The organism is Pseudonocardia sp. P-1 (assembly GCF_058111925.1).
Genome location: NZ_CM176614.1, coordinates 4,849,526 through 4,873,258 on the forward strand (window position 1 = coordinate 4,849,526; position 23,733 = coordinate 4,873,258).

A 23,733-nucleotide genomic window follows, 5' to 3' on the forward strand; every position below is an offset into this window, starting at 1 on the left:
TATGTCCACATCGGACACCACTACCGGCGGCCCCCTGCACCTGGCCGTCGCCCTCGACGGCGCCGGCTGGCACCCCGCCGCCTGGCGCGACCCCGCCGCACACCCCCGTGGGCTGTTCACCGCCCGCTACTGGACCGACCTGGCCCGCACCGCCGAGCGCGGGCTGCTGGACCTGGTGACGATCGAGGACGCACTCGGCCTGCAGTCCGGGGACCACCTGAGCGGCGCCGACCGGCGCACCGACCGGGTGCAGGGACGCCTCGACGCCTCGCTGGTCGCCGCCTTCCTCGCCCCGACGACGTCGCGGATCGGGCTGGTCCCGACCGTCACCACCACCCACACCGAGCCGTTCCACGTCGCGTCCGCGCTGTCGACGCTCGACCACGACAGCCACGGCCGCGCCGGGTGGCGGGTGCAGACCTCGGTCCGCGCCGACGAGGCCGCCCACTTCGGGCGCCGCAGCGTCCCCGGCCTGCGCCGTGCCGACCTCGGCACCCCGGCCGCCCGCGAACTCGTCGCCGAGCTGTTCGGCGAGGCCGCCGACGCCGTCGAGGTCGTGCGCAGGCTCTGGGACTCCTGGGAGGACGACGCCGAGATCCGCGACGCCCTGACCGGGCGCTTCGTCGACCGTGACAAGCTGCACCGGGTCGACTTCGCCGGGGAGCACTTCGGCGTCGCCGGGCCGTCGATCGTGCCGCGCCCGCCGCAGGGCCAGCCGCTGGTCGTGTCGCTGGCCCACGGCTACGACCCGGCGCTGCTCGCCGCCCGGGTCGGCGACGTCGTGTTCACCACACCGCACGACGCCGACGACGCCGCGCGCATCGTCGCCCAGGTCCGCTCCGCGGAGGCCGCCGCGGGCCGCACCGCGCCGCCGCTGCGGATCCTCGGCGACGTCGTCGTGGTGCTGGCCGGCACCGAGCGCGCCGCCCGCGAGCGGCTCGCCCGGCTGGACGCGCTCGACCCGCTCTCCTCCGACGCCGCGATCCTCGCCACCACCCCCGCCGCGCTCGCCGACACCCTGCTGTCCTGGCGCCGCGCCGGGCTCGACGGCTACCGGCTGCGCCCCGCCGTCCTGCCGACCGACCTCGACGCCGTCGTCGACGGCCTGGTCCCCGAGCTGCAGTCCCGCGGCGTGTTCCGCACCGCCTACGGCGAGACCACCCTGCGCGAGCGCTTCGGGCTGCCCAGGCCCGCCAGCCGCTACGCCGCCGGGGCCGGGTCCGCCGCCGTCCCGACCTTCTCCGGAGCCACCGCATGAGCAACAGGAAGCAGATCGTGCTCGGCGCCTACTTCCCGGGCGTCAACCACGACACCGTCTGGAGCGACCCGGCCTCGGGCAGCCACATCGCCTGGGAGTCGTTCGAGCACTGGGCGCGCACCGCCGAGCGCGGGCGCCTCGACCTGCTCTTCCTCGCCGAGGGACTGCGGCTGCGCACCCGCGGTGGGGAGATCTTCGACCAGGACGTCGTCGGACGCCCGGACACCTTCACCGTGCTCGCCGCGCTGGCCGCGGTCACCGAGCACATCGGTCTGGCCGGGACGATCAACTCGACCTTCAACGAGCCCTACGAGCTGGCCCGGAAGTTCGCGACGCTGGACATCCTCTCCGGCGGGCGCGCGGCGTGGAACGTCGTCACCAGCTCAGACGCCCCCACCGGTGAGAACTTCCGCCGCGGTGCCTACCTCGGCCACCACCAGCGCTACGAGCGCGCCGGGGAGACCCTCGCCGCGGTCCGCGCGCTCTGGGACTCCTGGAGTTCCGACGCCGTCGTCGCCGACCCCGCGTCGGGCACCTTCCTGCGCGACGGCCACGTCGGCGACTTCGCGGTCTCGGGGAACCAGTTCGACATCGCCGGGCGCTTCACCACCCCGCGCAGCCCGCAGGGCCACCCGGTGGTGCTGCAGGCCGGCGAGTCCCCGGCCGGTCGCGACTTCGCCGCCGCGTCCGCCGACGCGATCTTCTCCCGGTACCAGAAGTTCGACGAGGCCCGCGCCTTCTACGACGACGTCAAGGCCCGGGTCCGCACGGCCGGCCGGGACCCCGACGAGGTGCGGATCCTGCCCAGCGCCGGCGTCGTGCTCGGCGACACCGACGCCGAGGCCCGCGAGCGTCACGAGCACATCCACGACCGGCAGGTCGACCCGTGGACCTCGATCGTGCTGGCCGAGATGGTCTGGAACCGCGACCTGTCCGGCTACGACCCGGACGGGCCGCTGCCCGACGTCGAGCCCACCCCCGAGGCTCCGACGTGGATCGAGGGCCGGGCCCCGCTGACCCAGGACGCGCACGCGACCGTCGCCGCCTGGCGCGAGCTCGCGCAGGCCCACGGGTACTCGCTGCGCGAGACGGTCAAGCACGTCTTCGACCGCGCGGTGTTCGTCGGGACCCCGGAGCACGTGGCCGACGAGATCGACCGCTACGTGCAGAACGACGCCTCCGACGGGTTCATCCTCGGCTCCCACGTCAGCCCGTCCGGGCTCGACGAGGTCGTCGACCGGGTCGTGCCGATCCTGCAGGAGCGCGGGGTGTTCCGGACCGACTACACCCCGGGCGCCACGCTGCGGGAGAACCTCGGGCTCGCGCACCCGTCGCGTTTCGGCGAGCGCCGTGCGGCGGTGGCGTCGTGAGGCGCCGGTTCCGGCTGTGGCGGGACCTGCCCGCCGGCCGCTCGGCCGTGCTGCTCGCCGCCACCGCGCTCACCCTGACCGCCTGCGGCTCCGGCGCCGGTGGCGCCGCCGCCGACGCGGGCCCGCCGCAGCCGGGCGGGACGCTGGTGTTCGCGGTGTCCTCGGACCAGGGCTGCGCCGACCCGCAGCAGGTGCAGAGCAACGACTCGATCTACTCGCTGCGCCAGGTCGTCGACTCGCTCACCGACCAGGACCCGTCCACCGGCGCGATCGTGCCCTGGCTGGCGACCCGCTGGTCGTCGAACGCCGACGCCACCGCCTGGACGTTCACCCTGCGCCCCGGCGCCACCTTCTCCGACGGCGCGCCCGTCGACGCGGCCGCGGTGAAGACGAACCTCGACCGGGCGGTGCAGCTGGGCGCCCGCGGCAGCCTCCCCAAGGGCTACCTGGCCGGGTACACCGGCACCGACGTCACGAGCCCCACCGAGTTCACCGTCCGGTTCTCCAAGCCCAACGTGCAGTTCCTGCAGGGCACCTCCACCCACAGCCTCGGCCTGCTCTCCCCGGCCGGCGCCGTCCGCTCCGACGACGAGCGCTGCGCCGGCGTCGTCGGCTCCGGTCCGTTCACCCTCGAGCGCTACGCCAAGAACGACGTCACCGTGCTCGTGAAGCGGGCCGGCTACGACTGGGGCTCGCAGCTGTTCACCCACCCCGGCGAGGCCTGGCTCGACCGGGCCGAGTTCCGCGTCGTCCCCGAGTCCGGGGTGCGGGCGGGCAGCGTGCAGTCCGGCGAGGTCGACGCGATCGCGAGCGTCGGCCAGCAGGACGAGGCCCCGCTCACCGGGGCCGGGGTCCAGCTCCCGGCCCGGCCGAACCCGGGCCTGCCGTTCGGGATCACGTTCAACCAGGGCACCCCGCTCGGCGCCGACGCCGCCGTCCGCGAGGCGGTGAGCCGGGGCATCGACCGCAACGAGGTCGTCGCCGCGGTCTACCCGACCCAGACGCGGGCGGCGACGAGCCCGCTGGCGTCGACGACGCCGTCCTACGCCGACCAGTCCGCGCTCGTCGGCTACGACCCGGCCGCCGCGACCGCCGCGCTCGACCGCGCCGGGTGGGTGCCCGGCCCGGACGGCATCCGCGCCAAGGGCGGGCAGCGCCTGACCGTGCCGTTGACGTTCGCCCAAAACATCGGCACCACCAAGCCCGCGCTGGAGCTGATCCAGCAGCAGCTGCGCCGGATCGGGATCGACGTGGCGCTCCGCGAGATCCAGATCGCCGAGACCCAGGCCGTCCTCGACGGCGGGGACTTCGTCGCCGCGTGGGGCAACCTGACCCGGGCCGACCCGGACATCCTGCGGTCGACCTACGGCACCGACGGGACCAACCGCTACCGGCTGCCCGCCGGGCCGCTGCAGGCCCCGCTGGCGGAGCAGGCCGCCACGGTCGACCCGGCGCGACGCGCGGCACTCGCCGGGCAGGCGCAGAAGCTGCTCGCCGAGCGGTTCGACTCCGCGCCCGTCGTCGAGCTCACCACCGTGCTCGGCGTCGGCCCGGACGCCCACGGCGTCGCGTTCGACGCGTCCTCGCGCATCCAGCTGCACGACGCCTGGAAGTCCGACGCGCGATGACCGTCCCCTACCTGCTGCGCCGCCTCGGGCTCGCCGCCGTCGTGCTGTGGGCGGCGTGGACGGTCAGCTTCATCGTGCTCTACCTGCTGCCCGGCGACCCGGTCGCGACCATGGCCTCGGGCGACGGCGAGCCGGTGTCGCCGTCCGAGCTGGACGCCCTGCGTGCCCGCTACGGCCTCGACCAGCCGCTGCCGGTGCAGTACGTGACGAAGCTCTGGGCGGCGCTGCACGGCGACCTCGGCACGTCGTTCGCCAGCGGGCAGGACGTGCGGACCGCGGTCGCGCAGGCCCTCCCCCCGACCCTGCAGATCGCCGCCGCCGGGCTGCTCGTCGCCGTCGTCGGCGGCACCGCGGTCGCGCTCGCCGCGACCTGGGCCCGGACGCCGTGGCTGCGACAGGTGCTGGCGTCGCTGCCGTCACTGGCCGTGTCGCTGCCGGTGTTCTGGGTCGGGCTGATGCTGGTGCAGCTGTTCTCGTTCTCCCTCGGCTGGCTGCCCTCGGTCGGCGACCGCGGACCGGAGTCGCTGATCCTCCCGGCGGTCACCCTCGGCCTCCCGACCGGCGCGCTCGTCGCCCAGGTGCTCGCGAAGAGCCTCACCCAGGCGCTGGACTCGCCGTACGTCACGACCGCCCGCGCCAAGGGGGTCGGCGCGGCCGCGGTGCACCTGCGCCACGCGCTGGGCAACGCCGCGATCCCCGCCCTCACCGTGCTCGGCTACGTCGTCGGGAACCTGCTCGCCGGGTCGGTCGTCGTCGAGACGGTGTTCACCCGGCCCGGCCTGGGCCGGCTCACCGTCGCCTCGGTCGGGGCGCAGGACATCCCTGTCGTACAGGGCATCGTGCTGTTCGCGGCGCTCGCCTTCGTCGTGGTCAACCTGCTCGTCGACCTGGCCTACCCGCTGCTCGACCCGCGGGTCGCCGTCGCCTCCGGGAGTACCCGATGACCCTGCTCGACCGCGCCCCCCTCGCCGCGCCCGGCGTCCGCGACACACCGCCCCCGGCCGGTCGACGGCCGCGGGCACGGCTCGGGCGGTTCCTGCGCTCCCGGCCCGGGCTGGTGCTCGCCGGGGCGGTCGTGCTGCTCGTGCTGACCGCGGCGTTCGTGCCGTCGCTGCTCGCGCCCGGCGACCCCGCGGTCGGTGACACCGCGCGCCGGCTCGCCCCGCCCGGGCCCGGCCACTGGTTCGGCACCGACCACCTCGGCCGCGACGTCTGGACCCGGGTCGTGCACGGCGCCTCGCTGTCGCTGCAGGCCACCGTGATCGCGGTCGCCGTCGCGCTCGTCGCGGGCGGGCTGATCGGGCTGCTCGCCGGGTTCGCCGGCGGCTGGGTCGACGAGGTCCTCATGCGCGGCGTCGACGTGCTGCTCGCGATCCCCGCGATCCTGCTGTCTCTGGCCCTGATCACCGCGCTCGGCTTCGGGACGGTGAAGGTCGCGATCGCGGTCGGCGTGGCGAGCGTCGCGAGCTTCGCCCGGGTGATGCGCGCCGAGACCCTGCGGGTGCGCCGCGCCCTCTACGTCGAGGCCGCCCGCGCGGTCGGCACCCGCTGGTACGTCTCGCTGTGGCGGCACGTGCTGCCGAACGCGGCCGGGCCGGTCGTCGTGCTCGCGGTGCTGGAGTTCGGCCTGGCGATCCTGGCGGTGTCCGCGCTGAGCTTCCTCGGCTACGGCGCCCCGCCGCCCGCCTCGGAGTGGGGCTCGCTGGTCGCCGACGGCCGCAACTACCTGGCCGTCGCCTGGTGGGTGTGCGCGATGCCCGGCCTGGTCATCGCCGCGACCGTGCTGTCGGTCAACCGCATCTCCCGCGCCCTGGACGGCGAGTGGGGGCGGTCAGGATGGGGGCGGACACGGTGAGCGCCCTGCTGCAGGTCGAGGGCCTGGAGGTCACCTACGCCGGGAGCGGCGGGCCGGTCCACGCCGTGCGCGGGGTCGACCTGACCGTCGCACCCGGGGAGGTCGTCGCCGTCGTCGGGGAGTCCGGGTCGGGCAAGACCACCCTCGCCGCCGCGGTGCTCGGGCTGCTGCCCGCCGCCGGCGCCGTCACCGCGGGCACCGTCTCCCTCGACGGCACCACCCTCACCGGGCTGTCCGAGCGCGCGTACCGGTCGGTGCGCGGCGCCCGGATCGGGCTCGTCCCGCAGGACCCGGGCGTCGCGCTGAACCCGGTCCAGAAGGTCGGCGTGCAGGTCGCGGAGGTGCTGCGCACCCACGGGCTCGCGGACCGCCGCTCCGCACCGGCCCGTGCCGTCGAGCTCCTGGGGCAGGCCGGTCTCGACGAGCCGGGGACCCGCGCCGGGCAGTACCCGCACCAGCTGTCCGGCGGGATGCGCCAGCGCGTGCTCATCGCGATCGCCATCGCCGCCGGGCCCGCGCTGGTCGTCGCTGACGAGCCGACCAGTGCGCTGGACGCGGCCGTCGCCCGGCGGATCCTCGACCACCTCGACGCGCTGCGCCGCGACCTCGGCACCGCGCTGCTGCTGATCACCCACGACCTCGCCGTCGCCACCGACCGGGCCGACCGGATCGTCGTGATGCGGCACGGGCGGGTCGTGGAGCAGGGCACCCCGGCCGAGCTGCTCGCCGGGGCGCAGGACCCCTACACCCGGGAGCTGCTCGCCGCCGCCCCCGGTCTCGCGCTCACCGCCCCGCCGGTGCTGCCGCCCGTCGACACGGCGGGGACCCCGGTCGCCGAGGTCCACGACCTGGTGAAGGAGTTCCCGCTGCCCCGCGCCCGCGGCTCCTGGACGCGGCGGACCCACCGCGCCGTCGACGGGGTGTCGTTCACGATCGCCCGCGGCGAGACCGTCGCGCTGGTCGGGGAGTCCGGATCGGGCAAGTCGACGACGGCGCGGCTGCTGCTGCGCCTGGAGGACCCCACCTCCGGGCAGGTGCTGCTCGGCGGCGACGACGTGACCCGCGTCCGCGGTGAGGCGTGGCGGGCGTTGCGCCGCCGCGCCCAGCTGATCTACCAGAACCCCTACGCCTCGCTGGACCCCCGGTTCGCCGTCCGCGAGATCGTCACCGAGCCTCTGCGGGCGTTCTCCGTCGGTTCGGCCGCCGAGCAGGCCGACCGTGCCGCGGAGCTCGTCGACCGGGTCGCGATCCCGTCGGGGACGCTCGACCGGCGGCCGGGGGAGCTGTCCGGCGGGCAGCGTCAACGCGTCGCGATCGCCCGGGCGCTGGCGCTGTCGCCGGACCTCGTCGTCGCCGACGAGCCGGTGTCCGCGCTCGACGTCTCGGTGCAGGCCCAGGTGCTGGAGCTGCTCGCCGAGCTGCAGGAGCGCGACGGCCTGTCCTACCTGTTCATCTCGCACGACCTCGCCGTGGTCCGGCGGGTCGCGCACCGTACCGGCGTCCTGCGCGACGGACGGCTCCGCGAGCTGCGGCCCACCGCGGAGCTGTTCGACGACCCGCGCGACGAGTACACCGCAGAGCTGCTCGCTGCGATCGCCGGTAGGAAAGCCGGGGTGTCGTGAGCCGATACATCGACACCGTCCTGTCCCGGCGGCGTCACATCGACTACGTGCGGATCTCCTCGACGCTGTGTCGGCCGGTCGATCGTCCCGACGGATCGACACCGACACCTCGTCACCAGGAGACATCCCATGAGCGTTCCGACCCTGCCCACCGCTGATCCGGGAACCCAGCTGCTCGACGGGCTCGACGCCCTCGTACGTCGCCACCGCGCGCTGCGCGGTGGTGGCGACCCCGGCAACGACGCCCTGCACGCCGAGCTGATCACCGCCGAGGTGGCCCAGCAGCTCGCGGCGGCCCGTTCCGCGTTGCGCCGCCGCCCGCGCGTCGCCTGACCCGTCCCGCCGGGACGCGGCACGCCCGTCGCGTCCCGGCGGACCCGGGACGACACCGGTATGCAGGTCAGGGGGTGCAGGGTGACCCGGGCGCCCGCCGGGCTGCATCTCGGCGGGCGCGGGAGCGCGGCACGGTGCCACCGGGCCGTCCGGCGTGCGGGCCACCGCGCACCCGGGCGTCGGCGAGATGCCGCTGCCGCACCGCGACGGCGGCCGTCGCACCCGTCGCGGCGGGTGCGACCACCGCACTCGGGGTGCGACGGCCCTGCTTCACCGCGGTCAGCCGCCCGGTCGCGACGTCGAACACGAAACCGCGCACGGCGTCGGTGTGCGGGAGCCGTCACCCCGGGTGGCGTGCGGCGGGGCGTGTCCGGACACCCCCCCGCACCGGCTCACTCCGGCCCGGTGAAGAACTCCAGGGCGATGTTGTCCGGGTCGCGGAAGGAGACGCCGCTGCCGTAGTGCGCCTTCTTGACGCCCTCGTGGGCGATGCCCAGGTCGGTCAGCTTCTGCGCCCACTGCTCCAGCTCGGCGTGCGAGCCGACCGCGAAGCCGACGTGGTCGAGGCCGGTGCGCTCCTCGTCGAACGGCTCGCCGGACTCGCGGCCCTGGTGGGTGTGCAGACCGAACAGCATCCCACCGTCGAGGGCGAAGACGGTGTGGTGGAAGCGGCCGCCCTCCTCGTCCTCGTCCAGGACGGGCTCGGCGCCGAACAGCGCCGCGTACCAGCGCGTGCTGCGTTCGAGATCACTGACGGTCAGGGCGACGTGCTGCAGACCGGGGAAGGCCACGGTGTCCCTCGCTTCGTTGCGTGCGGGTGTCCGCATGTGTCTATCAGCCGGATGCGGCCGCGGGGCCCCTCCGACCGGAGGGTCGTCACGGTGCCGGAAGGGCCGGGTACCCGATCGGGGTCCGGTCGCCCTCCCAGCCCCAGCGGCGCACCGGGACCGAGGTGACGTCGTAGGCGTCGACGGCGAGGTCGGTGTCGATCCGGGTGATCGAGCCCCAGTCGGCCTGGTCCGGGTCGTCGGCGGTGTCGATCCGGGTCGCGACGACCTGCTCGGTGGTGGTGCGGCGCATCGCCGCGAAGCTGCCCCCGGCGACGTCGGCGAACGACACGTCCACGGCGAACCCGAGCGACGACGGGCCCAGCACCAGGTAGCGCGGGGTCTGCACCAGCCCGGCCCGGACGGCGGGCAGGTCGCGCAGGCAGGGCGCCGACCAGAGGATCGACCAGTCGACGTAGACCGGGCCGTCGGCGTCGCGCAGCATCGGCACCACCGGCGCCGGGGTGATCATCCGCGGGGCGGCGGCGGCCACCCAGCCACCCGGTCCGACGGCGGTGTCGACGGCGTGCACCCGCACCCGGTCGACGTCCGCCGGGAACGCGGAGACGGGCACCCGCACGGTGCGCCAGCCCGGCCGGTCCAGCGGCACGGCCTCCTGCACCCGCTCGGTGGGGTAGGTGCCGCGGGCACCGGTCGCGGTGTCGTCGAGCGACACGCGCCCGTCCGGGCCCGGCGACCCGGCCCGGGCGTACTCCAGCTCCAGGGTGTTGCCCTGCCCGGTCCGCCCGGCGACGTCGACCGACAGCACCCGGTCGCCCGGCCCCGGCGCGACGGCGAACCATCGGGTGCGGAGCTCGCCGGTGGTGCCCGGGCCGCCGTCGAGACTGCCCCAGGCGAGCCCGCCGCGCGGCGGGTCGTCGACCCAGCCGCGGCCCTCGGTGAACCCGGTGAGGGTGTCGGCGCCGCCGGCGGCGGGCAGCGCGCCCGTGTCGACCGGGACCGTGACGTGGTCGAGGATCCCGCAGGTGTCGCGGCCGGTCAGCTCGCTCCACATCTGTCCGCCGACGCTGTAGCCCCCGCCCTGGCGCACCGGGGCGACGACGAAGGACGCCACCACCACCGACACCCCGGTGACCAGGGCGACCACCACGATCCCGGCGGGCAGCGCCGCCGCGGCCCGGGCCGTGGAGTCCCGCCGTGTCCGGTGTCCTCGGCGTCCCGACCGGTGTACCGCGACGGCGGACACGGCCAGCACCGCCGCCGCCGCCACGGCCCACACCGCGGGCGAGTTCAGCGGCGCGAACGGCCCGTCTGCGCGCGGCACACCCCAGCCCGACCACAGAAACCACTCGTTGCGTCCGGAGAAGGCCAGCGCGACCAGCACGACCGCCGCCAGGGTGCCGGCGGCGGCCGCGCCGCGCACGGTCGGGTCGGCGGGCCGCCGGGCCGCGGTCACCACCAGCACCGCCCCCGCGGCGACGGCGAGCGCCCCGGTCCCGGCGAGCGTCCCGAAGTAGTGGGTCCACTTCGACGGCGCCGGGGTGAGCAGCACGAACCCGAGTGCGAGTCCGGCCAGGGGGACCGGTGTCCACCGCAGACCGGGGCCCCACCGGTGCGCGCCGCGCGCGACCAGCGGCAGCGCCGCGACCAGCATCGCGACGGCGAGCAGCACCGGCACCCGGCGGCCGAGGCCGCCCTGCTCGGTGCCGAACCCCAGCAGGTAGCTCCAGCGGCGCAACTCCTGGAACCACGGTGTGGCCGGGCCGTAGAACTGGTGCATCTCGGTGGCGCGCGCGACCGTGTACAGGCTCTGCCCGGTGAAGACGGGGGTGAGCCCGGCCGCGGCGATCCCGGCCGCGGCGACGGTCGCCGCGACCCCGACGGCGAACCCCCCGCCGCCGTGGCGGGTGACCCGCCGCCACAGCGCCGGGAGCAGCAGCACCAGCGGACCGGCGACGGTCACCGCCGACGGAGTCACCGCCAGTGCCAGCCCCGAGGCCAGGGCGGCGGCCGCGATCCACGTCCCGCCGCGGCGCCCGGGCCGGGCGGCGGCGCGCAGCGCACAGCACAGCGCCGCGGTCGTCGCGAGCGCCGCGAACGGCTCCGGGCGGACCCCGAGGTTCAGCGGCAGCCACCACGCCAGCAGCGCGACGCCGAGCGTGCCCCGCACCCACGCCCGGCGGTGGTGGCGTGCCAGCACCGCGGGCAACGCGACCCGCGACAGCAGCAGCCACACCGCGATCCCGGCGAGCACCGAGGGCACGCGCAGCACCAGCGGCCCCACCCCGGTCTCGGCCAGCGCCCGCACCAGGCGGATCACCAGCGTGTACGGCGCCTCCGAGGCGTTGCCCCAGCGGTAGACGTTGCCGAAGTCGCCGGTCGCGGTGCCCGTCGCGTTGCGCGCGATCGCCTCGGTGAAGCCGTCGTCGGTGGACAGCGGCCCGAGCACCGTCCACACCGCCAGGGTGACGACGACGAGCACGTCCGCGGCGGCCCGTCCGATCCCGGCCGGGGTGGCCACCGCGGCCAGCCGGGCCCGCCGGAGCCGGGCCGCGCCACGGCGGCGCCGGAACCGGTCACCGGCGAGGCGGGCCAGCAGCACCGCGGCGAGGGCGGCGGCGAGCCACTGGGACCCGATCAGCACGGTCTTGGCCGGCGACGACGCGGCGGCGAACCAGTCCGCGGTGCGCGCGGTGACCCGCAGGCCGTCGGCGTCGGCGGGGGAGAGCTGGGTGGTGAACGCGGCGACCGCGCGCACGACGTCGCCGGGGAACGCGAGCGGGGCGGCGTCGCCGAGGGTGACCCGGGACCCGGCCTCGTCGGTGTCGAGGACGAGCCCGCAGGCGTCGCCGGGCGGGACGGGGGCGCGCAGCAGCTCACGGCCCCCGACCAGGACCCGCAGCTCCCCGCCCGGTCCGGTGAGCACGGCGAACCCGATCCCGGTGGCACCGGGCCGCTCCGAGCCCACGACGGTCGTCGCCGTCCCGGTGTCGGTGGAGCGGGCCTGCGCGGTGCGCAGCACCCGGCAGCCGACGTCGACGCGCACCGCCTCCGGCGCGTAGGGCTGGAACGCCGCCGTCGTCGACACCGGCTGCTCGCCCGCCCGGGGCCAGGTCACGGTCGTGCTGCGGGTGTCGACGGGGGCGAACGGCACCAGCGCCGCGAGCAGGCCCGCGAGCAGGCCGGCGAGCAGGGTCGCGACCACCAGGCGGCGGGGGACGGACGGCGGGGCGGGGTGGTCTGAGGGGTGCATCGACTTCCGGATCGACTCGGCGGGGGAGCGCGGCGGGGCCGGCCCGCCCGTCAGACCGCGGTGACCGGCACCGTGTGCCGGCCGGTCGCGCCGTCGGGGATCGAGACCTGTTCCCGTTCCGTCTGCACCGTGCCGGTCCGGTCGGTCGCGCGCACGCGCAGGGTGTGATCGCCGGGTCCCAGTTCGATCTCGGTGCGCCACATCCGCCAGGTGTCGGCGCCGACGTCGGCGCCGAGGCGGGCCGGGACCCAGGTCCCGCCGTCGACGGCGACCTCGACCCGGGTGATGCCCACGTGCGGCGCCCACGACGTCCCGGCGACGACGACCCGCCCGGCCGGGACCGACGCCCCGGCGACCGGGGTGTCGATGCGGGACTGGGTCTTCACCGGGCCCTCGCGGGCCCAGCCGCGTTCGGCCCAGTACGCGGTGGCCGCATCCCAGGTGGTCACCTCGATGTCGGTGATCCACTTGCAGCCGGAGACGTAGCCGTAGAGGCCGGGGACGACCATGCGCACCGGGAAGCCGTGCTCGACCGGCAGCGCCTCGCCGTTCATGCCGAACGCGAGCAGGGCGTCGCGGCCGTCGGTGACGACGTCGACCGGGGTGCCGGTGGTGAACCCGTCGACGCTGGTGGACAGCAGCTGCTCGGCCCCGGGCCCGATCCCGGCCTCGGCGAGCAGGTCGGCCAGGCGCACCCCGGTGAACCGCGCGTTGGAGATCAGCGCGCCGCCGACCGGGTTGGACACGCACACCATCGTGATCGGCACCTCGACGACCCGGCGGGCCCGCAGCTGGTCCAGGGAGAGGGTCAGCTCGCGCTCGACCATGCCGTGCACCCGCAGGGTCCACGAGGCGGTGTCGACCCGCGGGACCTGCAGCGCGGTGTCGATCCGGTAGAAGTCCGCGGTCGGGGTCAGCCAGGCCGGTGCGCCCGGCAGGGTCGCGTCCGGCGGGAGCGCCGGTACCGGCGGGGCGGGCGGCAGCGCGAGTGCCGCCGGCCCCGACGTCGACGGCGCGGCGGCGAGCAGCCGCCCGGCGACGGTCGCCCCCAGGGACACGACGGCGACCCCGCCGGCCAGCGAGAGGGCCTGCCGGCGCGACAGCGGGGCGGCGGCGCCCAGGCCGTCCCGGGCCGCCCGGGTGAACGCGGCGTGCACCGCGAGGAACACCGTCGGCCCGACGAGGAGCGCCACGGTGGGGGCGAGCAGGTCGACCGGCCGGTACGCGGGCGCGAGCACCGTGGTGACCAGGGCGGTCACCCCCATCGCGACGAGGACCGCCACGCCCGGGGCGGGCCGTCGCCGGGCCAGGAGCCCGGCGGCCACGCCCAGCCCGGTGATCACCAGCGCCATCCCGGTCAGCAGCGCGAGCTTGTCGGCGGTGCCGAACGTGGCGATCGCGAACTGCTTCAGCCACTCCGGGGTCAGCCGGACGAACTGGTCGCCGACGGTCAGGAACGGCGACGACGCCGGCGCCACCAGCCCCGCGACGAGGTCACCCACGGCGAGGGCCGAGCCGACGCCGAGCAGACCGGTGACCACCGCCCGCGGCCGGGTGAGGGACGCGGCGGGGTGGATCGGGGTCGCGGTCACAGCAGGGTGTTCGTACGACGACGGGCCCGGGGTTCGCACCCCGGGCCCGTCGTGTCGTGCCGTCGGTCGTCAGCTCGTGGGCATGAGGACCTTGTCGATCACGAACACGGTGGCGTTCGCGGTCGGGATGTTGCCGCAGAGGATGTTGGCGGTGTTGCCCTGCCCGTCGGTGACGGTGGGGGCCTCGGCGGTGCCGCCGATGGTGAGGTCGCCGCCGGCCAGCTCGGTCAGGGTCTTCTTCTCCACGATGCCCGCGGCGTCCAGACGCTCCGGGGTCACGTGGTAGGAGAGCAGGCCCTGCAGCTGGGTGGTGTCGGCGAGCAGGGCGTTGAACTTCTCCTCGCCGAGCTGCTTCTGCACCGCGGCGAAGGCGTCGTTGGCCGGGGCGAAGACGGTGATGCCCTGCTGCTGGTTCAGAGTGTCGGCCAGGCCGGGGACCTTGCCGACGGCGGTGACCAGCGTGGTCAGCAGCGGGTTGGTGCTCGCGGCGGTGGCGACCGGCTGCGGGCCCATCGAGTTCAGCGAGCCGGGCTCGTCGCCCTGCGGCAGCTGGCTGCAGGCCGGGCCGAAGACGTCGTCGTTGGTGGTGACGCCGTCGGCGGCGGCGGTGGTCGCCGGGGCGGAGGAGGAGGCCGGGGCCGCCGCGGGCGGTGCGGAGGTGTCGCTGCCGCCGCCACAGGCGGTGAGGCCGAGCGAGAGGGCGGCGAGCAGGCCGACGGTGGCGAGGGTGCGAGAGGCGCGCATGGCTGATTCCCTTTCGAGGAAACTGTCTGTCCTGTATGGACTTCACTGAATTGTTCGGGCGTTGGGTCCGGGCGGTTCGGCGGTTCCGGAAGTTTTCTCGGATATTTCTTCCGGGCGGGGTGGAACGATTCAGACGACGGTGATGATCGTGCTCGGCCACCCCGTCGCGCCGTCCGGGATCGGGTCGACGCGGACGTCGGTCTGGACGAGCCCGCGGCGGTCGGTGGCCCGGGCGGTGAGGGCGTGGCTGCCGGGGGAGAGGTCGAGCTCGGCCCGCCACATCCGCCAGGTGTTCGGGTTGACCTCGGTCGCCAGCTCGGCCCGCACCCACGGGCCGTCGTCGGCGCGGACCTCGACGGCGGTGATCCCGACCGGCTGCGCCCACGCGACCCCGGCGACCTGCACACGTCCGGCCGGGAGCTTTGAGAAGCCGACCGGGGCGTCGATGCGGCACTGGGTCTTGATCGGGGCGCGCTCGGCCCAGCCCCGATCGCGCCAGTACACGCTGCGCTCGGCGAAGGTCGTCAGCTCGATGTCGGCGAGCCACTTGGTGGCCGAGACGTAGCCGTAGAGCCCCGGGACGACCATGCGCACCGGGAAACCGTGCTCGACCGGCAGCGCCTCGCCGTTCATGCCGAGCGCGAGCAGCGCGCCCCGGCCGGGTTCGAGCACGGTCGCGGTCGGGGTGCCCGCCGTCCAGCCGTCGCGGCTGGTGGAGACGATCTGGTCCGCGGACGGGTCGACCCCGGCCTCCAGCAGCAGCGGGGCCAGCTCGACGCCGACGAAGTCCGCGGTGGACACCAGGTTCCCGCCGACCGTGTTGGACACGCAGGTCATCGTGATCGTGCGCTGCACGAGCGGCCGTCGCAGCAGGTCGTCGACGGTGAGGACGAGCTCGCGCCCGACCCGGCCGTGCACCCGCAGCGACCAGTCCTCGGCCCGCACGGCCGGGATCGTGAGGGCGACGTCGATGCGGTAGAAGTCGGCGTTCGGCGTCACGAACGGGACGGTGCCGAGCTGGGGGAACGCGGCCGACGCGGGTACCGGCGGGGCGGTCTCGGCGAGCGTCGCCGCGGCCAGCCTGCCGGTCAGCGCGGCCCGCGAGGCCGCGATCCCGCTGCCGGAGGAGGACCGCGCCAGGCCGGCCCCGCCCGCGACGAGCGTCCCGGCGGCGACGGCGGCCGAGGCCCCCGCGAGCACGGTGCGCCGGGGGACCCCGTCACCGCTCCCGCCGCTCCCGGTGCGGGTCCCACCGTGACGGCGGGCGAGGCGGTCCAGCCCCCGCTGCACCGCCACGCCCACCACCAGCGCGACGACCGGGGCGGCCAGGTCGGTCGCGGTGGGCACCGGACCCGTCAGCACCGCGGCCACCGCGAGCAGCCCCAGCGCGGCGACGACCGCGGTCCCCACCGCGGGCCGTCGGCGCGCCGCGAGCCCGGCCAGTGCGCCGAGCAGCACCAGCAGCACACCGATCCCGGCGAGCAGGACCGGCTTGTCGGCCGTCCCGAACGCGGACTTGGCGAACTCCACGACCGGCTGCGGCGAGAGCCGCACGACCGCGTCGCCGACGGCCACGAAGGGCGACGACGCCGGTGCCACCAGGGCCGCCACGAGATGCCCCGATGCCACTGCCGCGGCGATCGCCAGCAGTTCCACCAGGATCACCACGGAACGCGACGGAAGGGCCAGGGGCCCGTTTCCCTCGGTCCGGTTCTCGGTCAGCACGACCGTTCTTCGGAACCGGCGGCGGAAACGGTTCGACCGGGTTCCGACGATTCCGCCGCGGAACGGGTCAGGCCAGGCCGAGCGAGTCCGGCTGCACCGGGATCGGGGCGTCGGCGCCGAGCCCCTTCTGCGCCGCCGCGGTCCGGACGGCCTCGATCACCAGCGGCAGCGCGGCCCGTCGTGCGGTGGTGGTGCGGTAGGCCAGTGACACCGTGCGGGTCAGGGCGTCGCCGAGCGCGACGATGTCGACCCCCGGCGGGCGCAGCGCCAGGCCCAGGTCGGTCACCAGGGTGACGCCGAGCCCGGCCGCGACCATCGCCATCGCGGTGGCCTGCTCCTCGACCTCGTGGTCGATCCGCGGCTCGAAGCCCGCGCTCTGGCAGGCCAGCCGGGCCGCCTGCCCGAAGTGCGACCGGGCGGGCGACACGATCCACGGGTGCTCGGCCAGCTCCGCCAGCATCACGCTCGCGGCCGGCACGGCCCCGGCGGGCACCGCCGCGTAGACCCGCTCGACGGCGATGACCGCCCGCTCCAGGCCCTTGTCCCACGTCATCGGGTAGTTCGAGTAGTCGATGACGAACGACAGGTCGAGCTCGCCGTCGCGCACCGCGGCCGCGGTCTCCTCCGGGGCGAGCTCGCGGGTGCGGACCTCGACACCGGGGTGGGTACGGGCCAGCGCGGTCAGCGCGTCGGGCAGCAGGCCCGAGGCGACCGAGGCCCACACCCCGGCGGTGAGCTTGGCCGCAACGGTCTCGCCCGCCTCCTCCAGGGCCTGGGTGGCGCGCTCGACCGAGGCGAGGATCTCCTCGGCGTGCTCGGCCAGCAGGACCCCGAGGTCGGTGAGCTGGACCCGGCGACCTCTCCGTTCGAACAGGCGGGTCCCGACGTCGCGCTCGAGCTGCGCGAGCTGCTGGGACACCGCCGACGCCGTGTAGTGCAGCGCGGTCGCCGCCGCCGTGATGGTTCCCCGCCGGTGCAGCTCGCGCAGCATCCGCAGCCGAGACAGGGACAGCTCCATGTCGCTGAGCCTATTGCGCTGTGCAGGAACGGTGAACAGCGCCGTGAATGATCCGTAAATGGACGCGGGGCCGGGTGCGACCCCAACCTGGGGCCACCGGTCGGGAACGACGGCGGCCGGGGGACGACGAGGTCCGCGATGTCGACGAGACCGGAACGGCCCCTGGCGGCGACGACCGGTGCAGCACGAGCAGGAGGTGGGTCGCCATGACGACGATGCAGAACCCGGCCGGGAGCACCCCGCAGACGGCGGCCACGGCCGCCCCGTACGTCGCCGGCGCCCCGGCGCCCACCGTCGCTCCGGTCGTCCGCCGCCCCGAGCCGTACATGCGCCTGCAGTGGAACGACGCCGTGACCGGCGCCGTCGGCTACCTGGTCGTGCACACCCTGCGGGCGGGCCTCGCCACCGGCGGCACCCGGATGCGGGCCGGCTGCACGTTGTCCGAGGTCGAGGACCTCGCACGCGGCATGGCCAACAAGACCGCCACCTTCGACCTGCCGATCGGCGGGGCCAAGGGCGGCATCGACTTCGACCCGAAGGACCCGCGCGCCGTCGAGGTGCTCGAGCGGTTCTGCGAGGCCATGCGCCCCTGGATCGACGCGCACTGGGTGACCGCGGAGGACCTCGGCGTCCCGCAGCACCTGATCGACGAGGTCTTCGAGAAGATCGGCCTCGGCCAGAGCTACCACGCCGCGATCAGCCGTGCCGCCGACCCGGCCGCCACCCTGGAGCGGGTGCGCACCGGGCTGACCGCCGAGGTCGACGGCGGGTTCGAGCTGGGCGACGTGATCGGCGGCTACGGCGTCGCGCACGCCTGCCTGGCCTCCGCGGTGTCCTGGGGCCAGATCCCGGCCGACACCACGGTCGCGATCCAGGGCGTCGGCACGATGGGCGGTGCGGCCGCCTACTACCTGTACGAGGCCGGGATGAAGGTCACCACGCTGGCCGACGCCGCGGGCACCCTGCACTGTGCCGACGGGCTCGACGTGCCCGCGCTGCTGGACCTGCGCGACGGCTTCAGCGAGATCGACCGCACCCGGCTGCCCGCCGGTGTCGAGCAGCTCCCGCGCACCGCGATCCTCTCCGCCGAGGTCGACATCCTGGTGCCGGCCGCGATCTCCTACGCGATCACCCCGGACAACTCCTACGACGTCCGCGCCCGCGTGGTCGTCGAGGCCGCGAACGCCGCGACCACCCCGGAGGCCGAGGCCATGCTCGCCGCCCGCGGCGTGCCGGTGCTGCCGGACTTCGTCGCCAACGCCGGTGCGGTCGCCTGGGCCTGGTGGCTGCTGCTCGGTGAGGTCGACGACGACCCGCAGAACTCCTTCGACCGGCTGCGCACCGTGATGCACGCCAAGGTCGCGCAGCTGCTGGCCGCGTGGACCGAGGACGGCGTCACCCCGCGCGAGACCGGGCACCGCTGGGCCGACGACCCCGCCCCGACCACCGGGCCGGTCGTCATCCCCTGACCCGCTCCACCCGCGGCGCCCCGTGACGCCGCGCGGCACCCGTGCACCGGGGCCGCGCGCCGGGACGGGGCGCCGCGGCGTACCCGGGGGCCCGTCAGCCGGCGAGGGCGGCGATGCGGGCGGCGAAGGCGCCCAGATCGTCGAGACCGCCGTCCCGGATGCTGCGGGCGAGCAGGTCGTCGTCGACCTCGGCGTAGAGGTGCACGATGAGGTTGCGCGCCCCGGCGAGCGCCACCATCCGGCCGGCGAGCCCGTCGTCGAGCACCCCCACCTCGGCGAGCACGCGGAAGGCGTCGCCGTAGTCCCGCGGGGTCCGGTGGCCGTCGGCGGCGATGACGTGGTTGGCCAGGTCGATGCAGATCTGCGCGGCCGTCTGCACCAGGTGACGACGGCGGAACGGGTCGGGGGCGTCCTCGGCGAGCAGGTCCCGGTAGTGCTCCAGCATCACCAGCAACCGGCGCACGCGGTCGGCGTCGACCATCAGCGCAGCCCTTCCCTCGCGACACGGGCGAGGAAGGAACGGGTCGTCTCCTCCAGGACGGGGCGGAACTCGATCCAGCGCATCCGGGCGTCCACCTCGAACCGGACCCGTGCGACCTCGTCGGCGCTGAACAACAGCCGGCCGGACTCCGCGACCCGGCCGCGCAGCTCGAGGCCCGCCCGCCCGAGGTCGACGACGTCCACCCCGGTCCCGAGCAGGGCGGTCAGGTCGGCGGCGAGCAGCTCGGTGGCGACGGGAGCGGGCTCACCGGCGAACAGCACCGCCACGTCGTGGTCGCTGTCCGGCCGCGCGGTCCCGGTGGCGCGCGACCCGAACAGGTAGGCCACCGCGACGTCGTGCGCGGTGAACACCGGGCCGAGATCGGGATCCACGACGGTCATCGTGGCACACCCCCGCGCCCCGACGTGGGCATCGACCCGGCCCGGCCCGACGGCGCGGCGGGACCGCGGCCGGGGCGCGCCGCGGCGGGGGTGCTCAGCCCCGGCGGTCGTCCCGGTCGCGGTCCGCCCCGAACTCCCGGTCGTGGCGCAGCCGGGCGTCGACGTGCTGCTCGGCGCGTCGCGCCTCCCGGGTCGACGCGGCCGCCCCCACCGGGTAGCCGGCCTTCATCACCCGGGTCTCGCACGCCTCGACCACGTAGACCATCGAGTAGAAGTAGCCGATCACCGCGCCGGAGGCGATGGCGCCCAGCCGCACCCACGCCGGTCCGGGCACCACCAGGAACAGCAGGACCAGCAGCGGGATCAGCTGGACCGTCGTGCGGAGGAGGTGGCGCAGCACCCAGGTGCGGGTCGTGACGTCGTGCAGCACCCAGCGCCGGTTCCGGACCGGCAGCCGGGCACCGAAGGCGTAGGCCACCCAGCGGAACGGGTTCGGACGGCGGATCCGGTCGTCCATCGGACGTTCCCCTCATCGGATCGCGCACCCGGGTCAGACACCCGGATGCCGGACGAGCACGGCGAACGGGTCCGTCCAGTGCCGCCCGCCGTTCTGCGGGGCGACGGTCACGCCGTCGGCACCCGGCAGCGGCTGCGGCAGCGGCCTGCCCGCCGCCGCGTCGGCCACGAGCTCGCGGACCCGCTGCCCGGCCCGATGGTAGAACTCGAGCTGCACCGCGCGGCCGAACAACCCGAAGCCGAGCCGGAACAGGGGGTTCGGGATGTGCGCGGGCCGGGAGAACGCGCGGATGACGAACTCGACGTCGCCGGTCGCGAGGTCCTTGACCACCTCGTAGGTGAGCCGGCCCTCCTCCAGGTGCCCGTGCAGCGTCTCGTAGGTCCAGCCCCAGACGCGCCGGCCGTCGACGGTCTCGTCGACGAGACCGGTCACGCGGACGCCGAGGTGGAAGCGCATCGGCCCGAACCGGCCCTCCAGCAGCATGTCCCGCCCCAGCAGCGGGTCGGACGGGCGGAACACGCCGCGCAGCCGGTTCGGGGCGGTGAACTGGTAGTCGCGCAGCACCGCGCAGGCACGTTCCCAGGGGCCGTCGGGGACCGGGTCGCCGGGCGGCTCGGTGCCGACCAGGGCCCGGCCGTGGTCGACGTGCCAGCGCGGGTCACGGGTGTCGGTGGGGGTCTCGGCGTCGTCGAAGTTCACGCCGCGTGCGGCGAGCCCGTCCAGGTCGGCGCGACGGTCCCCGGGGGCGGGGCGCTTCAGGACCGACGGCCCTTCTCCTCGCGCCGCATCGAGTCGCCGATCAGCCAGAACATCGACGGCCACAGGCCGACGAAGACGGCGCGGCGTTCGGCGTTGCCGCGCTCGTCCTGGTCCACGGTCTTCGCGCGCAGCCACAGCGCGATGGAGAAGCCCACCGAGCCGAGGGAGAACCACTGGAGCTGGGCACCGCGCAACCCGACCCGGTGCAGGACACGTCCGACCGTCATGGCGGTTCCTTCCCCGCTCCCGGCGGATGTAATCCCGCAGAGGGGGTACGTCCACGCCGTGCGGACTTCCAGGACGGCCACGACGAGAGATCGGACCACCCCGGTGACGGGGGACCGGCGGTCCCGGCGGGTGTCGGCGGTGCTGCGCTGGCCGGTGGGCCTGGCGCTGGTGTCGTGGCGCTACTTCTGGCGCACCACACCGATCCACCGCAGCGACGTCGTCGGGGACCTGGGGGACCTGCCACCCGCCTCGCCGCAGGGCGCCGAGGGCGACGACGTCCAGCGCCCGTCGGACGGGGTCGGGACCCTGCTGCACCGGCGCTACAGCGTGCGCATCCGCGGGTCCCGGCTGAGCCCCGAGGAGCTCATGACGCGCCTCGCCGCGGACCCCGACCGCTGGTCACCGGAGTTCGCGGTGTTCCGCCGCACCCGTGGTGAGCCCGGCGGGATGGCGGTCGGCGACGAGTTCCTGATCCGCATGCCCGGCCCGTGGGACGGCCCGGTGCGGGTGGCCGCCGCCGGGCCGAGCGCGTTCTCCTTCGTCACCCTCGACGGGCACCTGGAGGCCGGCCGGATCGAGTTCCGCACCCGTCGCGACCCGGACCACCCGGAGATGCTGCGCTTCGACATCGAGTCCTGGGCGCGGCCCGGGGACCGGCTGTCGCATGTGCTCTACAACACCCTGCGGGTGGCCAAGGAGGTGCAGTTCAACATGTGGACGCACGCCTGCATCCGGGCGGCCGCCATCGCGGGCGGCCGCCCGGACGGCGGCGTGACGGTGCGCACCCGGCGGTTCGCGACCGCCGGATGACGCGGCGGGCCTCACCGGGCGGCCCGCACCTCACGGATCATGACGACCCCGAGCCCGGCGACGGCGATCCCGCGCAGCAGCTCCACGTGCAGCCCGCTGAGCACCGGGGCCTCCGGCAGCGGCACGAACAGCAGCAGCGCCCCGGCCAGCGCGGCTGCGCCGATCCAGCGCGGCACCCCGGCGGTGCGCAGCAGCGCCACACCCGTCAGCGCCAGCCCGGCCAGGAAGACCAGCCCGCCGACCATCTGCAGCAGCGCGAAACCGGGGGCGGCGAGGATGCTGCCGTCGTCGGGGACCAGCTCCGGGGCGGCACGGGCGATCGCGGGCGCCACCAGCCCCTCGACGACGAGGTGGCCCTGCGCGCTCAGCGCGTTGCCCAGGAAGTACAGACCGAACCCGAGCGTGCCGAGCACACCGGCCCGCGGGGCGAACCAGCCCCAGGCCGCGGGCAGGCCCATCATCAGCGCGAGCGCGCCGGCGTAGATCGACAGCTGCGCCCACGGCGAGCCGGGGGCGAGCAGGGACGCGACGGAGTGGGCGTTCCCGTCGACGACGGGGTGGGCGACGCCACCGGCGAGCGACAGCACGGCGGAGGCGAGCAGCATCACGCCGCCGCCCACGACCAGGCGTCGCCGGGCGGGGTCGACGGCGGGGACGGCCGGGGCGGTGGTGGCGGTGGGGGCGTCCTGCAGAGTCACGGTGGGTCCTTCCGGAGGGGCGCGTCCGGTCGGTCCGGCGCGACGGGACCACCGTGCGCCCGGCCGCTTGCAGCCCGCTTGCGGGCGGGCTGCGGGCGCCGCGGGCACTGTCGCCCGGGCGCGGGGCGGGGCAGACTCGCCGATCATGAGCACCGACGCTCCCGCCTTCACCCAGATCTCCTACGACGTCGACGACCGGGTCGCCACGATCACCCTCGACCGCCCGGACCGCCTCAACGCGTTCACCCCGACGATGGCCCGCGAGCTGATCGCCGCCTACGACCGCGCCGACGCCGACGACGCCGTCCGCGCGATCGTGCTCACCGGCCGCGGACGCGGCTTCTGCGCCGGCGCCGACCTGGGCCGCGGCGGGGCGTCGTTCGACCCCACCGACCCGCAGCGCGCCGCCGACCGGGCGGGCGTCGGCACCATCGGCGGCGTCGTCCGCGACGGCGGCGGCACCGTGACCATGCGGATGGCGGCGCTGCGCACCCCGGTGATCGCCGCCGTCAACGGGCCGGCGGTCGGCATCGGGGCGACGATGACGCTGCCCGCCGACATCCGGCTGGCCGGGGCCTCGGCCCGGTTCGGGTTCGTGTTCGCCCGCCGCGGGCTCGTCCCCGAGGCCGCGTCGAGCTGGTTCCTGCCGCGCATCGTCGGCGTCTCCCGGGCCATGGAGTGGGCCGCGACCGGCCGGGTGTTCGACGCCGCCGAGGCCCTCGACGGCCGGCTGGTCTCCCGTGTCCTGCCCGACGACGAGCTGCTCGGCGCGGCGTACGCGATCGCCCGCGAGATCGCCGACAACACCTCCGCGGTGTCGGTCGCGCTGACCCGCCAGCTGCTGTGGGGGATGCTCGGCGCGCCCACCCCGTGGGACGCCCACCGCGCCGACTCGGCCGCGATCGCGCACCTCGGGCAGGGCCGCGACGTCGCCGAGGGCGTCACGTCGTTCCTGGAGAAGCGCCCGCCCGCCTTCCCCGACACCGTCTCCGACGACTACCCCGGCCACGTCCTGCCGCACTGGCCCGCGCCGCCCGCCGACCTGACGGACTGAAATCCGGGTGCGCCGGCGACCCCGTCGCCCCTACCGTCGCCCCGTGGCCTCGATACGCCTGCGCGTCGCCCGACGGCGGCGCCACACCTGATCCCTGCCGATCTCCTGGCGCCGCCGTCCGAGCAGCCGG

Annotated in this window: 23 protein-coding genes; 10 read left to right on the plus strand and 13 right to left on the minus strand. The window is 75.7% G+C overall.

The window, feature by feature from the left end; genetic code table 11:
- Position 1: 1 nt before the first annotated feature.
- The 7 genes from AC0GKK_RS23850 to AC0GKK_RS23880 all read left to right on the plus strand — a co-directional run bounded on the left by AC0GKK_RS23850 (position 2) and on the right by AC0GKK_RS23880 (position 8,066).
- Positions 2 to 1,258 carry an LLM class flavin-dependent oxidoreductase gene (locus AC0GKK_RS23850; RefSeq protein ID WP_489882570.1) on the plus strand — a complete coding sequence of 419 codons (1,257 nt, stop codon included), beginning with the start codon at positions 2 to 4 and terminating at the stop codon, positions 1,256 to 1,258.
- Positions 1,255 to 2,628 carry an NtaA/DmoA family FMN-dependent monooxygenase gene (locus AC0GKK_RS23855; RefSeq protein ID WP_489882571.1) on the plus strand — a complete coding sequence of 458 codons (1,374 nt, stop codon included), beginning with the start codon at positions 1,255 to 1,257 and terminating at the stop codon, positions 2,626 to 2,628. The genes AC0GKK_RS23850 and AC0GKK_RS23855 overlap by 4 nt, the downstream gene beginning before the upstream one ends.
- Positions 2,625 to 4,256: an ABC transporter substrate-binding protein gene (locus AC0GKK_RS23860; RefSeq protein ID WP_489882572.1), complete on the plus strand. Its 1,632-nt coding sequence runs from the start codon at positions 2,625 to 2,627 to the stop codon at positions 4,254 to 4,256. The genes AC0GKK_RS23855 and AC0GKK_RS23860 overlap by 4 nt, the downstream gene beginning before the upstream one ends.
- A complete protein-coding gene (locus AC0GKK_RS23865; RefSeq protein ID WP_346104032.1) occupies positions 4,253 to 5,200 on the plus strand; it encodes an ABC transporter permease in 948 nt (315 codons plus the stop codon). The genes AC0GKK_RS23860 and AC0GKK_RS23865 overlap by 4 nt, the downstream gene beginning before the upstream one ends.
- The gene (locus tag AC0GKK_RS23870; RefSeq protein ID WP_489882573.1) at positions 5,197 to 6,111 is read left to right on the plus strand and encodes an ABC transporter permease; all 915 of its coding nucleotides are present in this window, start codon (positions 5,197 to 5,199) and stop codon (positions 6,109 to 6,111) included. The genes AC0GKK_RS23865 and AC0GKK_RS23870 overlap by 4 nt, the downstream gene beginning before the upstream one ends.
- Entirely contained in the window at positions 6,093 to 7,733 is a 1,641-nt protein-coding gene (locus AC0GKK_RS23875) for a dipeptide ABC transporter ATP-binding protein (RefSeq protein WP_489882574.1), read from the plus strand. The genes AC0GKK_RS23870 and AC0GKK_RS23875 overlap by 19 nt, the downstream gene beginning before the upstream one ends.
- 129 nt (positions 7,734 to 7,862) lie before the next feature.
- On the plus strand, positions 7,863 to 8,066 hold the full coding sequence (locus AC0GKK_RS23880; RefSeq protein WP_208821978.1) for a hypothetical protein: 204 nt from the start codon (positions 7,863 to 7,865) through the stop codon (positions 8,064 to 8,066).
- Between the two features lie 67 nt (positions 8,067 to 8,133).
- Here the strand turns inward: AC0GKK_RS23880 and AC0GKK_RS23885 are convergent, their stop codons facing one another.
- The 7 genes from AC0GKK_RS23885 to AC0GKK_RS23915 all read right to left on the minus strand — a co-directional run bounded on the left by AC0GKK_RS23885 (position 8,134) and on the right by AC0GKK_RS23915 (position 17,186).
- A complete protein-coding gene (locus AC0GKK_RS23885; protein WP_489882575.1) occupies positions 8,134 to 8,385 on the minus strand; it encodes a hypothetical protein in 252 nt (83 codons plus the stop codon).
- Between the two features lie 73 nt (positions 8,386 to 8,458).
- The gene (locus AC0GKK_RS23890; protein WP_208821987.1) at positions 8,459 to 8,857 is read right to left on the minus strand and encodes a VOC family protein; all 399 of its coding nucleotides are present in this window, start codon (positions 8,855 to 8,857) and stop codon (positions 8,459 to 8,461) included.
- An 85-nt stretch (positions 8,858 to 8,942) separates the two neighbouring features.
- A complete protein-coding gene (locus tag AC0GKK_RS23895; protein WP_489882576.1) occupies positions 8,943 to 12,107 on the minus strand; it encodes an arabinosyltransferase domain-containing protein in 3,165 nt (1,054 codons plus the stop codon).
- 50 nt (positions 12,108 to 12,157) lie between these two features.
- Entirely contained in the window at positions 12,158 to 13,699 is a 1,542-nt protein-coding gene (locus AC0GKK_RS23900) for a molybdopterin-dependent oxidoreductase (RefSeq protein WP_489882577.1), read from the minus strand.
- Positions 13,700 to 13,768: 69 nt separating this feature from the next.
- Complete coding sequence (locus AC0GKK_RS23905; RefSeq protein ID WP_405416248.1) at positions 13,769 to 14,443, minus strand: fasciclin domain-containing protein; 675 nt, start codon at positions 14,441 to 14,443, stop codon at positions 13,769 to 13,771.
- A gap of 129 nt (positions 14,444 to 14,572) precedes the next feature.
- The gene (locus AC0GKK_RS23910) at positions 14,573 to 16,099 is read right to left on the minus strand and encodes a molybdopterin-dependent oxidoreductase (protein ID WP_489882578.1); all 1,527 of its coding nucleotides are present in this window, start codon (positions 16,097 to 16,099) and stop codon (positions 14,573 to 14,575) included.
- A 136-nt stretch (positions 16,100 to 16,235) separates the two neighbouring features.
- On the minus strand, positions 16,236 to 17,186 hold the full coding sequence (locus tag AC0GKK_RS23915) for a LysR family transcriptional regulator (protein ID WP_489882579.1): 951 nt from the start codon (positions 17,184 to 17,186) through the stop codon (positions 16,236 to 16,238).
- Positions 17,187 to 17,512: 326 nt separating this feature from the next.
- Here AC0GKK_RS23915 and AC0GKK_RS23920 point away from each other — a divergent pair, with 326 nt between their 5' ends.
- Positions 17,513 to 18,655: a Glu/Leu/Phe/Val family dehydrogenase gene (locus AC0GKK_RS23920; RefSeq protein ID WP_489884055.1), complete on the plus strand. Its 1,143-nt coding sequence runs from the start codon at positions 17,513 to 17,515 to the stop codon at positions 18,653 to 18,655.
- Positions 18,656 to 18,749: 94 nt separating this feature from the next.
- Here the strand turns inward: AC0GKK_RS23920 and hepT are convergent, their stop codons facing one another.
- The 5 genes from hepT to AC0GKK_RS23945 all read right to left on the minus strand — a co-directional run bounded on the left by hepT (position 18,750) and on the right by AC0GKK_RS23945 (position 21,040).
- Positions 18,750 to 19,136 carry a type VII toxin-antitoxin system HepT family RNase toxin gene (gene hepT, locus AC0GKK_RS23925; protein WP_405416253.1) on the minus strand — a complete coding sequence of 129 codons (387 nt, stop codon included), beginning with the start codon at positions 19,134 to 19,136 and terminating at the stop codon, positions 18,750 to 18,752.
- On the minus strand, positions 19,136 to 19,537 hold the full coding sequence (mntA, locus tag AC0GKK_RS23930; protein ID WP_489882580.1) for a type VII toxin-antitoxin system MntA family adenylyltransferase antitoxin: 402 nt from the start codon (positions 19,535 to 19,537) through the stop codon (positions 19,136 to 19,138). Before mntA ends, hepT begins: the two co-directional genes overlap by 1 nt.
- Positions 19,538 to 19,631: 94 nt before the next feature.
- On the minus strand, positions 19,632 to 20,054 hold the full coding sequence (locus AC0GKK_RS23935) for a DUF5313 family protein (protein ID WP_062396199.1): 423 nt from the start codon (positions 20,052 to 20,054) through the stop codon (positions 19,632 to 19,634).
- Between the two features lie 33 nt (positions 20,055 to 20,087).
- Positions 20,088 to 20,753, minus strand: a complete 666-nt coding sequence (locus tag AC0GKK_RS23940; protein WP_251785197.1) for a DUF1990 family protein — start codon at positions 20,751 to 20,753, stop codon at positions 20,088 to 20,090.
- Positions 20,754 to 20,809: 56 nt separating this feature from the next.
- Positions 20,810 to 21,040 carry a hypothetical protein gene (locus tag AC0GKK_RS23945; RefSeq protein ID WP_062403384.1) on the minus strand — a complete coding sequence of 77 codons (231 nt, stop codon included), beginning with the start codon at positions 21,038 to 21,040 and terminating at the stop codon, positions 20,810 to 20,812.
- Positions 21,041 to 21,143: 103 nt separating this feature from the next.
- Between AC0GKK_RS23945 and AC0GKK_RS23950 the strand changes: the two genes are divergently transcribed.
- Entirely contained in the window at positions 21,144 to 21,851 is a 708-nt protein-coding gene (locus tag AC0GKK_RS23950) for a DUF1990 family protein (RefSeq protein ID WP_224402004.1), read from the plus strand.
- Between the two features lie 11 nt (positions 21,852 to 21,862).
- Here AC0GKK_RS23950 and AC0GKK_RS23955 read toward each other — a convergent pair whose 3' ends face one another.
- On the minus strand, positions 21,863 to 22,549 hold the full coding sequence (locus tag AC0GKK_RS23955; RefSeq protein ID WP_405416255.1) for a hypothetical protein: 687 nt from the start codon (positions 22,547 to 22,549) through the stop codon (positions 21,863 to 21,865).
- 145 nt (positions 22,550 to 22,694) lie between these two features.
- Here AC0GKK_RS23955 and AC0GKK_RS23960 point away from each other — a divergent pair, with 145 nt between their 5' ends.
- Positions 22,695 to 23,603, plus strand: coding sequence for an enoyl-CoA hydratase-related protein (locus AC0GKK_RS23960; protein ID WP_251785194.1), 909 nt, complete (start codon positions 22,695 to 22,697; stop codon positions 23,601 to 23,603).
- The last annotated feature ends 130 nt before the right edge of the window (positions 23,604 to 23,733 follow it).